Genomic DNA, 12,888 nt, shown 5'->3' with positions numbered 1-12,888 from the left:
TCCCTAGGGAAAGAATATTGCGTGAGAAATTGTTTGTACGTTTATTATTTTGCCTAATGGTGTAAATCTCGAAAGAAAATTGCCCTTGTGCAAATTTTGGGCATTTAAATATTAACATAGGAGGGATTATTGGTGAAGACAGCCATTGCAGTAAAAGAATTATATGTGTCTTACTACGGTAGTGAGGCTTTGAAAAATGTCAGTTTCACAGTTGGAGAAGGAAATTTAGTTGGTATTATTGGGCCAAATGGTGCAGGGAAGTCGACATTATTAAAAGCATTATTGAACCTTATTCAAAAAGAAAAAGGGGACATTACGATTCTAGGAAAGACGATTAAGGAGATGAGGACAAAAGTTGCTTATGTTCCACAACGAAGCAGCATTGATTGGGATTTTCCCATTACTGTTATTGATACCGTGCTACTCGGCACATATCCAAACTTAGGTATATTTAAACGCCCGAAGAAAATAGACAAAGCATTTGCACATGAATGTTTGGAAAAGGTAGGGCTGACAGAATTTCGTAATCGGCAAATTGGAGAACTTTCAGGCGGGCAGCAACAAAGAGTATTTCTCGCAAGAGCGTTGGCGCAAAAGCCAGAAATCTATTTACTTGATGAACCATTTGTAGGTGTCGATGTTACGAGTGAAGAAACGATTATATCTATCTTGAAGCAACTTCGTGACATTGGAAAAACCGTAGTTGTCGTTCATCATGATTTAAGTAAAGCTACTGCATATTTCAATGAATTAATCCTTTTGAACAAAGAACTCATTGACTTTGGAGTGGTGGAGAAAGTGATTCGACCTGAAGTATTAGATAAGGCTTATAACAATCAATTTTCCTCTTTGACAAATCTGGAGGTGAAAGCATGATAAATTTCATTGATGCCCTTATGTTTTATGGATTTTTACAAAAAGCACTGATTACCTCCATTATGGTTGGAATTATTTGCGGGGTGATCGGTTGTTTTATTATTTTGAGAGGAATGGCTTTGATGGGAGATGCTATTTCACATGCCGTGCTACCAGGTGTTGCTTTGTCCTATATGCTCGGTATTAACTTCTTTTTTGGAGCAGTATTTTTCGGTGTTTTGACCTCACTTGGTATTGGATTTATAAGTCAGAACAGCCGTATTAAAAACGATGTTTCGATTGGAATTATGTTCACTGCTGCATTTGCCACTGGGATTATAATGATCACACTTCTGAAAAGTAGTACTGATTTGTATCATATTTTATTCGGAAACGTGCTTGCAGTTCGACCATCAGAGATGTGGTCCACTTTGCTTATAGGTGTTTTTGTTCTAGTATGCGTTTATGTCTTTTATAAAGAACTTCTCGTCAGTTCGTTCGATTCAACTATGGCTGCGGCATACGGGCTACCAACAAGAGTTATCCATTACTTCTTAATGACACTTTTAACGTTGGTGACAGTTGCATCCCTTCAAACAGTTGGGATAGTACTTGTTGTAGCGATGCTCATTACTCCAGCTGCGTCAGCATACTTGTTGACAAATCGTCTTTGGGTCATGATCTTCCTTTCGGCAGGAATCGGCGTGTTATCTTCCATATTTGGCTTGTATTTTAGTTATACCTACAATTTAGCTTCGGGTGCCGCAATAGTACTTGCTGCTACGGTACTATTTATTCTTGCATTTGTATTTTCACCCAAACAAGGCTTGGTGTTTCGTGCTATAAAGAACGTTCGAAACAGAGAACTACTATCTCGTTAGTAATATAAAAACGGAGGATTTAGATGAAAATTTATAAATTTTTACTAGTTATTATGAGTCTTTCTTTGGTTCTTGTTATTGCAGCTTGTGGAAAAGAAGACGTGAACGCAGCGAACGATAATAATGATAAAATTCAAGCTATTGCCACTTACTCCATTATTTACGATATCGTCAAGAATGTTGGTGGTGATCGTGTAGAAGTTCATACCTTGGCACCAGTTGGTTCGAATCCACACGAATATGATCCACTTCCAAAAGATGTACAATTGACAACGGATGCAGATGTCGTCTTTTACAATGGGTTGAATTTAGAAGGAGGGAACTCCTGGTTTGAAAAGTTGTTGCTTACTGCAGGTAAAGCGGGAATAGATGCACCAGTATACCGTTTAAGTGAAGGCGTAAAGCCGAAATATTTAACAACCAAGGGAAAAGAATCAGAAGAAGATCCACATGCATGGTTAGACGTTCGTAATGGAATTAAATATGCGGAGAATGTGAAAAAAGGGTTGATAAAAGTTGACCCAGAACATGCCGAGGTTTATGAAAAAAATGCGAAGGAATATATCTTGAAACTGGAGAAGCTACATCAGGAGGCTGTTAATCGTTTTAGCGATATTCCACAAGAGAAACGACTGTTGATTACAAGCGAAGGGGCATTTAAATATTTCTCTGAAGCATATGGTTTTGAAGCGGCATACATCTGGGAAATTAACGCAGAAAACCAAGGGTCGCCTGATCAAGTAAAAGCCGTTGTTGATTTTATTCGTTCGAAAACAAGCCCTGTCTTATTTGTTGAAACAAGTTTAGACCCACGTAGCATGGAAATGGTTTCTAATGAAACCGGTGTTCCAATTTTCGGGAAAATTTTCACTGACTCCATTGGTAAACCAGGGGAGGACGGCGATACCTATATCAAAATGATGGAATGGAATATTAATATTATTTTAAGTGGATTAACAGAAAAATAAGCCTATGAAAATATATTGTGTGAAATTCTGTAGGGATTATTGTAAAGGAGGGCTTGAAATGCCTACACCGAGCATGGAGGACTATCTGGAGGAAATTTATTTACTCAACGAAAGTAAAGGCTACGCACGAGTGTCAGATATTGCCGAAGCTATGTCGGTTAATCCTTCATCAGTAACAAAAATGGTTCGAAGATTTGATAAAGAGGGATATTTAGTATACGAAAAGTATAAACCCTTAATATTGACTGTAAAAGGGAGCAATATGGGAAAGAGACTAGTAGACCTACATGAATTGTTAGAAAGTTTTTTAAGAACTATTGGGGTTAATGAAGAAAATATTTATAAGGATGTAGAAGGAATCGAGCATCATATGAGTATGAGTTCTATTATAAAAATTGAGAATCTTGTTAAATATTTCGAAGAAGATTCCGCTCGACTTGAAGAGTTGAATGAAATTCGCAAGAAATCGGATTTTCCTTAATAAAATTTGTAGCTTTAATATTTGTAGAGATTAAACTGCCATCTTACTTGAATAACTATTAGATAAGTTCATTCACCTATATTATATATATCGAAAATAATCCCAAATCTATCTTTAATCATATATAAAAGCTGAACTAATATAAATAAATTATTTCAGCTTATAATTATTCCACTAAAATAGTTCACTTGGTATAGAGTTGAAAAGGAATAATTGGTTACGCAATTTAACTATGGTCATTAAACCTTCTTGCATAATATCTAAATAAAAAAGGATACTATTTAGGAAAGTAAAAAGGAGAGATATTAATGGCCGTATGTCCTTTATGTAATTCGTTAAAAGTATTAAATTTAAATTGCCCCAACTGTAATAATCTATTAGAAGATTCTGGAAAAGTATCTGATTTTTTAGATCCGTATGGTCATTATAATGATGAAGAAACTGTAAAAATGGGGGATGGCTATCCAAACACAGCCATAGATCAGATATGTCCACATTTAATGGTTTGTAATAACTGTCGATATGATGTAGTGAAGTTTATCAAAGAAGAGTAACTGTATTTGGATTTTTTAGTTATCTATTGTGAAAGAAACAGAAGATTAATAAAATGAAAGAAGGGGAATAGACATAAGGTGGATGAAAGGAGCGTGTTATATGTGATTTATGTGAAAATATTAGTCCAAATTTTAATTATCTCAGGATTCATCTTTTTTGTAAGTGGTCGTTTAATGGGATCACAGATTAACTTTGTTAAACGTATAATGGCAGTCGCGATTAGTGTATTTTTTACATCCTTTGTATATTGGTATGCCTATTTACGTGGAACAGATTTCTTATCGGAAAGTTTTGTTTATACGTATATGGATGTCAGTACTATTATATGGATCGGGAGTATGTTATTAATATCCATGTTGCTTTACCTTTTCTTTGAACTATTTGATCCGATGGCAATTGGTGAGAAAGGACAAAGAGTTTCAGGAAATAAATCATTGTGGATTCGCTTACGAAATCAATGGCGTGGTCAGAGAAGAATGCGACAGGTTGTCCAAATTGCCATGAAAAATGGTATTTCTCGGACAATTAAATATTCAAAATTCAAGGAAAGTGAACGTGAATTAGCTAAAGCATTAAAAGATACGTTGGAGCAATCCGGTGGTATTTTTGTGAAGTTTGGTCAAGTTCTTTCTACAAGAGGAGATATATTACCTCCTGCTTTTATTAAGGAATTAGAATCACTGCAGCAACATGTAAAGCCGTTAACGAATGAACAAGTAAATTCTATTTTAGAATCCTACCTGCCCTATAAAATGGAGGATATGTTCGTTGAATTTGATTTAACTCCTATTGCCTCGGCATCTATAGGTCAAGTACATAAAGCAATTCTTAAACAAAATAATAAAGAGGTAGTAGTGAAAATTTTACGACCTGATATAAAAGATATGATGCGTGACGATTTGAATATATTAGTAGACTTTGCGTCATGGTTCTCTGAAAAATCTACATGGGCTGAAAAACTTGGGTTTCGCGAACTTGCACTTGGCTTTGCAGAAAATCTAAGAGAAGAAGTTGATTTTGAAATTGAAAAGCGAAATGCTATTCAAGTAACTACTGCCTTGAAAGATAGTTCATATAAAGTGAAAATACCTCACGTATATACGGAAATTAGCAATAACCATTTAATCGTTTTTGAATATGTTCATGGACAGAGTGTAGCAAACGGGGATACATTATTTCGATCACTTGGAGTGGATAGAGAACAATTTGCAAGGACTGTCTTATATTCGTTTTTTGATCAATTACTTTATTCTGGAATATTCCATGCAGATCCACATCCGGGCAATATCTTTATAGATGATGTCGACGGAACTCCTATTTTCTTAGACTTTGGAGCTGTTGGTCGTTTAGCACAATCTCAGCAAGAGGGTATGAAGTTATTCTTATTGGGTATTCAACATAATGACGCGGATATTCTATATGATGCACTTTCTCTATTAGTAGAGGATGTAGATCATATTGAACGAGAGAAATTAGAACATGCAATGGCGCAATTATTATTAAGAATCTCCTATATTTCTCATATTCCAACGGAAGAACTGATTTCTGCATTTTTTGAAGTGGTCAATAAATTCGGTTTATCCTTCTATCCATCTGTAGGAATCGCTCTTAGAGCTATAGTCACGCTCGACGGCACATTACACCTGATAAAGAGTGACTTTGATATTTTTAATGAAGCAAAAGATTATTCTACAGATTATATGTCAGCATTATGGAAAAAACCGTTTAAGGAACCAAAACAGACCTTTGAACGTTTGGAGGAAGAATTTGCATTACTGCTACCGACTATTCGTAAAATACCAAGACGGGTGGATCATCTCATTCAGCGAGTGGAAAGTGGTAAAATAACATTACACCATGATATCTTTTCGGATAAAAGTAATTCAGTGTTTGTCACACAATTATTTTCTCGTTTCATCTTACTTATGGTCGGCATTACATTTGGTATTATCTCGGTTGCATTATTAGCAATTGGACAATTTATAGAAGCAGAGTATGCAGTCTATATGAATACGGCTGCATATGTAGGATTATTTTTATGTGCAGTTTTATTAGTACGACTATCTATACAGGCTATACGATTGATGAAAAGTGATAGAAAACTAAATTAGAAAAGCAAAACCATTTCATTTTGAAATGGTTTTTTTGATCTGAAGGATATAAACTAGTAAATTCGGTTACCCTATGTATATTCAAATTTTAGGAAAAGGGGTGACTATATTGTGTGCTAATGAAAAGCCGAATACTCCTGAACTAATGCAAGATATAGTTGAAAAAATGAATCAATCTGAGGATATATTGCTAGTACCTTTGCAGCTTGATAAAAATTATGCCTTTGTACTTTACTTTAAAACAGTAGTTGATGGTTTTAAATTACAAGAAACAATTATTAAACCGTTTTTTGAACTTAAGTCTACAGAGCATTTTACTTCTTATATTCAGTCGCTTCCGGACAATGTAAAGATGAAATCTGGGGAAGAACTATTAATACAGTTGACGAAAGGGCATGTATTAATAGCCATCCATGACCAATTTTTTCTCTTAGATATAAAAATGATTAGTGCCAGTTCACCTCAACCAGCTGTGATGGAGCCCACTATATATGGACCACAGTTAGCACTAAGTGAAGCCATAGAAACCAATTTAAATATGATTAGGCAGCGGTATCTTGAACCTTCACTTACAATTGAAACCGTTCAATTAAAGGATATAACGCATCAATCTATATCTGTTATATATGACAAACAATTTGTTAAGCAATCTGTGTTAGATGCAATACATAAAAAAATTAAGGAACTGGATAGTTTACTTATTAAATCTTCAGGAGAATTACAACTTCATTTGAATAATACGAAATTATCTTTATTTCCAACATTAATTTTAACTGAACGTCCCGATCGTATTACTTATAATTTGGCAAATGGAAAAGTAATTATATTGATGGATGGTAGTCCACAAGCAATAGTGGCCCCAGTTGTTTTCTTTGATTTTATGGTGTCTATGGAGGATAGGTATCATTCATATTGGATTTCTATTTTTACATTAATCCTCCGCTATTTTGGATTATTAACTTGTATTCTTTTACCCGCAATGTATGTAGCGGTCATTTCCTATACACCAGATATCTTTCGTTTGGAACTTGCACTTTCTGTAGCTGGAAGTAGGCTTGGAGTTCCATATCCATCATTTATAGAAGTACTTTTCATGCTACTTTTTATGGAGTTTTTAATTGAGTCGAGTATACGTTTACCGAAAGCAATAAGTGCTACAGCTACAACAGTGGGAGGGTTAATATTAGGTACAGCAGCTACAGAGGCTGCCTTAACTTCCAATATAATGATCATCGTTGTATCAGCTGTTGCAATTACCAGTTTTGTAATTCCAATAAGTGAAATGAGTTTCGCTATAAGAATATGCAGATACTTATTATTAGCATTCACCACACTTTTTGGCACTGCAGGATTAATGATTGGATTTTTAGGAATCATCATGTTTTTAGCAAATAAAGAAAGTTTTGGTGAACCGTTTCTAAAGTTAGATTGGAATTCTACGAGGAAGAAAAAAGAGGTGTAGGTTAACAGTGAGTCGCTATATGTATTATTTAATTTTTGTAACAATGATTGCAAATATAATCGCAACAGTCCCGAGAATTTTAGTTTTTGAAAGTAAAAAAGGGGTAATTTTTTCGATGATTGCTGCACTTTTTGTAGGTGTAATATTAACCTATTTTGTTGTTCTATTTTTTAATAAATTTAGCGGTCAAAGTTTACCTGATTTTTTAAAAAAGTATAGCCCAAAATGGTTTTATATTCCCGTAATAGTATACTTTGCAGTTACATGGTTTTTAGCAGGGACTATAACGTTAATTACCTATGTGTTTTTATTTACAACATTTGTTTCACTTGAAACTTCATTATTAATAACTGCTCTCGCTTTTGTAATAGTAGTTTCTTTTGGGTTGTTGATGAAGTCAGAAAGTGTTTTATATACGTTGGAAGTTGTATTTATTTTACTATTGCCGATCTTACTATTTCTATTCATAAAGATAATTACAGATGAAAATCTGGAATGGGATTTTGTTAAGGTAGCTATGATGAATATTAATACTACTCCTAGCTATAGCGCTTTTACCGCGGCTTCCTATCAATTTATCGGTGTTGTAAATATTGTTATCTTTAATAGTTTCTTTAAAGAAAAACTCAAAATTGGATTCAAGCAGATATCTATTATTAGTATTGTCGGTGCAATTGTAATATTTATTACATACTTCATACCTATTGGATTTAATGGTTTTGAACAAATTGATCATATGAATTTTCCGTGGGTATCTACCAGTGACTCCGTAAGGATGAAATTTGGGGTAATTGAGCGTGTAGTTTTCATATTTATCATTATCTTTTTAGGGATTTCATTTTTAAGTTTGCTAATTCATTGGCATGTATCGTTAAAGTTACTAGAAAGTGTTTTTTATTTTAATAAAATGAAATGGAAAGATAAAAACTTGACTTCCTATTTTTTTGTCTTACTATTTGGTGTAATTTCTATTTATTTGGTTTTAAAAATAAACGAATACGAACTGTTCAAATTTACAAGTAATTTCTATAACACTTTACCAATATTTTATTTTATTTTATTCCTTTCTTTGTTTGTAGCAAAAAGGAGGGCAAAAGGATAGTGTTCATTTTTTGTAGAAAAAGAGGGTTTGTTCTAAGCATTATTTTAATTCAATGTATTTTTTTATTAACAGGTTGTGGGTTTAAAGATATTGATAATAGATTATTTGTAATTGGTATTGGCATCGATCCCTCAGAAAAAGAGGAGGGTCACTATAAAGTTACGCTTAAATTAGCCATTCCTTTAGCTTCGATTAAGCAGGAAAAAAAACCGAGCTATCAGTATTTAATACATGAGGGGGAAAATATAGAAGAAACTATACGCTTACTAGAATCTCATACAGACAAAGTGTTAGAATTCGGCCATACTAAAATCATTGTAGTGAACGAAGCATTACTGGAAAATAATATCAAAGACCTGATGGATTATTTCGTTAGAAGAGGAGATATGCAGTTAATTGCCTGGGTAGGGGCAGCTAAAACGTCCGCCGAAGCAGTTCTAAGAGCTGAACCAAAAGAAGAAGAAGCTGTGTCTACTTCCTTAACAAGGTTTTTCGATAATACTGGTACGGAAAGTCCTTATATCGTTTCCACTTTTTTGTTTGAATTTAGGCGAAACTCTAATAGTTTTGGTATAGATCCTGTTTTGCCTATTATAGGTACTTCTGAAGATAATTCTCAGTTAATAGTCAATAAATCAATAATCATTCAAGAGGGCAGGGCTCCCTATGAATTGACCCCCAGGTTGACTAGAGAATACAACACCTTAATGAATAACCTTGGAGGATATAGTTATAAAGTTGAGTATGAAGGAAACAATATTGTAATAAATATAGTTAAGACTAAGGTGAAATACAAAATAATTACGAACAATAAAAAGCCAATTTCTATTAACATGAAAATCCAAATGACGGGTGAAATTATTGAGTCTGATAAAGATTTATCACTAAATAATTTAACAAAATATAATAAATTAGCTGAAGAGGAAGTAAGGAAACATGTGTTTGAGTTTTTAACAACTATTCAAAAAGAGAATCTTGATCCACTTGGTTTTGGCTTAAGATATAGAACTATGCATTTGAATGACAAGGGTACTATGTCAAAGTGGAATGAAGCATACCCAGAGTTGCCATTTGATCTAAAAGTGGTTGTTGATCTTAAGAGTACTGGAACAATAGAATGAAAATCTACCTCTTTTATAAATGGAAGAGGTAGATTTTGATTAAAAGAAACTATTTTATTTATTCAGCTGATAAGGCAGGATGCTCCCAGTAGCTATCTGCAACAGCTAGGAGATTTTTTGCATTAAAGTTATTAAAATTTATTTTATTTAATGTCTCTCTACTCATTAGAACTACCATAACATCATCGTTCTTTACATTTCCGTACCGATCTGTAAGTGGGGCTTGTACGATTAAGGTAGCCTGAGTAACTTCGTCTAGTGATTTCATCGCCTTCATAAAATCAACTGTACTAAACAATATAGAACGTTTTAAGGATTCTGGAGACTCAAAGTTTACTTTCAGTGCAATAGTTTCGACTACACCACTTTCAAATCTAGACGATAGAACAGCATTTACCTTTTCTATATTTGTTGTTCCGAAATTCTTCATAATTATTTCCGCTGCAATTACTTCCGGAGACTTATCACTTTGTGCCATCTTTTCTGTTAACTCTTGTTTTTCCATTTTTTTATAAAAAGGTGAGTCGGTTACATCTACTTTAACTGTTTCCTCTTTTTCTGTTTTATTGACTACATTTGCAATAACTACTATTCCTAAAAATAGAACGAACAAAATAAAGCCCCATCGTTGATAAAAAGGTTGCTGCGTATTATCTGCCAATGTGAATCTCCTTTCTTAATTGGAACGTATCTATTATTTTATGCATACTTGAAAGTAAATTATGTCTAAAAAATGCCTAAGGGAACTTAAGTTGAATATTTCACGAACTATAATTACAATGAATTTGATGTTACTTATGAATGGAGTCGGTATAAATGTATAGAACGGTAAATGATTTTATAACAGATTGGTCTGTTGCAGCGGAAGGCACACTTCGAGTCCTCCAGTCACTATCTGATGAAAAATTAGATCAAGCAATCGTGGAAGGGCATAGTACTCTAGGATGGCTAGGATGGCATCTTGCTACGAGCCCAGCATTTTTTGCAGGATTAGTAGGGTTGGATGTAAATTCTGCAATCGGAGACAAAAAAGAACAGGCTAATGCTACGGATATTGTGGAGACGTATAAAAGAGTAGTGGAGAAAGTAAAGCACGAGGCAGAAGCTAATTTAACGGACGAAAAATTAGTGGAGAAAATCGAAAGCTTTGCTGGAGAAACGACTAGAGGGTCATTACTTCGTGGACTTCTAGACCACCAAACGCACCACCGTGGTCAAATGACCGTTCTACTACGCCAGGCAGGACTTCCTGTTCCTGGTGTAATGGGACCAACAAAAGAAGAACAACAAGGTTAATCGAGTAAAATTTAAAGTGCCGATAAAGGGAAGTTCCCTTTATCGACACTTTTTTTAGATATACCGATCTAAGAACTCCAACATTTTCCCATAAACAAGTATTTCATTTTGCTTTTTCGAAAAACCATGTCCTTCATCTGGTAATACCATATATTCCACATCTCTACCTTTTTCCTTTAAAGCTGCGACAATTTGGTCGGATTCTTTTTGTACGACCCGTGGATCATTAGCCCCTTGAATGACAAGCATAGGTTTTGTCATCCCATCTAAATAAGTGATTGGCGAATCTTCTATAAATTTTTCTTTATCTTTTACTGGATCTCCTACCCACTGAATCATGTACGATTTCCAAAACTCGGGAACGGAATCTACAAAGGAGAATAGATTACTCGGACCAAATATATCTACAACTGCCTTGAAGTATTCGGCATGGCGTCCGTGTAGTAAAAGGGACATATAGCCTCCATAACTGCCACCCAAGAGTAGAATTTTATCTCTGTCGACATATCCTTCTTTAATCAACCATTCCAAGCCTTCTAAATTATCTAGACGTGGTCCATGTCCCCAGTCACCTTCTACTAATTTCATAAATTTTAGACCATAGTTAGAGGAACCACGGAAGTTTGGAGCGAAAATGGAATACCCTCTGTTGAGTAGGAATTGGAACATCGAGCGAAACCATTTTCTTTCTAAGGACTGAGGACCACCATGCGGCCATAAAATGACATGACCGTTGGAATATTCTTCTTTTGCTTTGAAAAGCAGGGCTTCAATTTCTAGACCATCAAAAGAAGGGTAAGTGATGATTGTTGGTTCTACCAGCATTTCATCTGAAACTCCTGGAATGCGGAATTGAGTTAACTCTTCCCATGATTCACCATTGTTTCTTGAAACAAAGACATTATTTGGTCTAGTAGAAGTCCGTCCTTTGATATAAAGATTTCCGGTAGGCATTACGATTAATTTTTCTATGACACTAGTTGGTGCTTTGACTTTTTTTAGTTCTTCATTTTTTAATTGGTATTCATACAGGCGATCTTCTACTCCATATGAACCCAACAAATAGATACTTTGTTTTTCTTTAGAGAATTTTATCCCTGAGAAATCCTCTCTATCTATATCTACAACCTTTTTAAATTCCTTTGCTTCTATATCGAACTTAGCTAAATAGGTTAAATCTGAATTATAGTTTGTTAAGAAATAAATCTCGGATTCGGAAGTGTACAGCATATCTGTAACGGTGTGTTGTTCCTCCGTTTCAGGGGTTAATAATATAGTCTCCTCCCCAACATGGACATAGGCTAATGAGTAAGTATTTCCAAACTGTTTACTCGAAACAAAAGACTTTTCATCTGGAGAGACAGCACCTATTGTGGTAGGAGCATTACTGCCTTCGAGTAAAAGCTTCTCCTCAGCAGTTTCAATATCATAGAGATAGCTATTTAGGAAGCTTGCATTTCCTGCTGTTGTTGAATAGTAAAGACGTTTTCCATCTTTCGTCAAATAGCTTAAGAAATGCCGTTCGCCTTCATTACTACGGAGCGGGACCAGTTTGCCACCTTGAGGAGAAAGAGCATAAATTTGTGTGTTTTCATCTCCGTCTTTATCAAAACCAGCAACGATAAGTTCACCAGTTTCTGCGTACGTTAAAAAGTCCACACTCTGATTATTAAACGTCAGTGGGTATGGGAATTGATTAGGCAAATCCATTCCCCAAAGATTAAAGTGACCATTCAGGTTTGTACTAATTACAAGCTGTTTTTCATCAGGACTAACCGTGAAATTTTCCACTGTTAATGTTTGAAAAAATTGTTCTACATCAGGCTTATCAAATTTAACCATTCTCATTCCTCAATTCTATTAAGATATGATTTATTTTATCATAGTAATCAGTCAGTTATGAGTATTTTAACGAAATATTAATTATAATCTAAATATTTCAATAGGTAATGGTGAATCGTTAACACATGTAATTTCAGGGAAGTACTGCGAACCAACGAACGAGGCAAAACAACGGGTAGAGTTGAGAAACTATGTTTTTAATATCATTAAAAGC

The 12,888-nt window shown here is 34.5% G+C and carries 12 protein-coding genes; 10 read left to right on the top strand and 2 right to left on the bottom strand.

Features of this window, described 5'->3' with window-relative positions; translation table 11 throughout:
• Positions 1 to 132: 132 nt before the first annotated feature.
• The 9 genes from ACIQX2_RS09665 to ACIQX2_RS09625 all read left to right on the top strand — a co-directional run bounded on the left by ACIQX2_RS09665 (position 133) and on the right by ACIQX2_RS09625 (position 9,536).
• Positions 133 to 876 (top strand): metal ABC transporter ATP-binding protein, encoded by a 744-nt coding sequence (locus ACIQX2_RS09665; protein WP_402849315.1) that lies wholly within the window; start codon positions 133 to 135, stop codon positions 874 to 876.
• Positions 876 to 1,736, top strand: coding sequence for a metal ABC transporter permease (locus tag ACIQX2_RS09660; protein ID WP_402850481.1), 861 nt, complete (start codon positions 876 to 878; stop codon positions 1,734 to 1,736). The genes ACIQX2_RS09665 and ACIQX2_RS09660 overlap by 1 nt, the downstream gene beginning before the upstream one ends.
• Before the next feature lie 23 nt (positions 1,737 to 1,759).
• Positions 1,760 to 2,704 carry a metal ABC transporter substrate-binding protein gene (locus ACIQX2_RS09655; RefSeq protein WP_402849312.1) on the top strand — a complete coding sequence of 315 codons (945 nt, stop codon included), beginning with the start codon at positions 1,760 to 1,762 and terminating at the stop codon, positions 2,702 to 2,704.
• Positions 2,705 to 2,762: 58 nt separating this feature from the next.
• Positions 2,763 to 3,185: a transcriptional regulator MntR gene (mntR, locus tag ACIQX2_RS09650; protein WP_402849309.1), complete on the top strand. Its 423-nt coding sequence runs from the start codon at positions 2,763 to 2,765 to the stop codon at positions 3,183 to 3,185.
• Between the two features lie 308 nt (positions 3,186 to 3,493).
• The gene (locus ACIQX2_RS09645; protein WP_402849307.1) at positions 3,494 to 3,739 is read left to right on the top strand and encodes a hypothetical protein; all 246 of its coding nucleotides are present in this window, start codon (positions 3,494 to 3,496) and stop codon (positions 3,737 to 3,739) included.
• A 102-nt stretch (positions 3,740 to 3,841) separates the two neighbouring features.
• Positions 3,842 to 5,851, top strand: a complete 2,010-nt coding sequence (locus tag ACIQX2_RS09640; RefSeq protein WP_402849304.1) for an ABC1 kinase family protein — start codon at positions 3,842 to 3,844, stop codon at positions 5,849 to 5,851.
• A 109-nt stretch (positions 5,852 to 5,960) separates the two neighbouring features.
• Positions 5,961 to 7,313 carry a spore germination protein gene (locus ACIQX2_RS09635; protein ID WP_402849302.1) on the top strand — a complete coding sequence of 451 codons (1,353 nt, stop codon included), beginning with the start codon at positions 5,961 to 5,963 and terminating at the stop codon, positions 7,311 to 7,313.
• Between the two features lie 7 nt (positions 7,314 to 7,320).
• A complete protein-coding gene (locus tag ACIQX2_RS09630) occupies positions 7,321 to 8,415 on the top strand; it encodes a GerAB/ArcD/ProY family transporter (protein WP_402849299.1) in 1,095 nt (364 codons plus the stop codon).
• Positions 8,415 to 9,536, top strand: a complete 1,122-nt coding sequence (locus ACIQX2_RS09625) for a Ger(x)C family spore germination protein (RefSeq protein ID WP_402849296.1) — start codon at positions 8,415 to 8,417, stop codon at positions 9,534 to 9,536. Before ACIQX2_RS09630 ends, ACIQX2_RS09625 begins: the two co-directional genes overlap by 1 nt.
• 58 nt (positions 9,537 to 9,594) lie before the next feature.
• Here the strand turns inward: ACIQX2_RS09625 and ACIQX2_RS09620 are convergent, their stop codons facing one another.
• Positions 9,595 to 10,197 (bottom strand): hypothetical protein, encoded by a 603-nt coding sequence (locus ACIQX2_RS09620; RefSeq protein WP_402849293.1) that lies wholly within the window; start codon positions 10,195 to 10,197, stop codon positions 9,595 to 9,597.
• Between the two features lie 155 nt (positions 10,198 to 10,352).
• Between ACIQX2_RS09620 and ACIQX2_RS09615 the strand changes: the two genes are divergently transcribed.
• Entirely contained in the window at positions 10,353 to 10,832 is a 480-nt protein-coding gene (locus ACIQX2_RS09615) for a DinB family protein (RefSeq protein ID WP_402849290.1), read from the top strand.
• A gap of 54 nt (positions 10,833 to 10,886) precedes the next feature.
• On the opposite strand, the gene ACIQX2_RS09610 is transcribed toward ACIQX2_RS09615, so the two are convergent.
• Positions 10,887 to 12,674 carry a S9 family peptidase gene (locus ACIQX2_RS09610; protein WP_402849288.1) on the bottom strand — a complete coding sequence of 596 codons (1,788 nt, stop codon included), beginning with the start codon at positions 12,672 to 12,674 and terminating at the stop codon, positions 10,887 to 10,889.
• Positions 12,675 to 12,888: the final 214 nt, after the last annotated feature.

This window comes from Psychrobacillus sp. NPDC096623 (assembly GCF_044762655.1).
In the GTDB taxonomy this organism is placed as follows: domain Bacteria; phylum Bacillota; class Bacilli; order Bacillales_A; family Planococcaceae; genus Psychrobacillus.
This window is presented reverse-complemented; position numbering and strand designations above follow the sequence as displayed.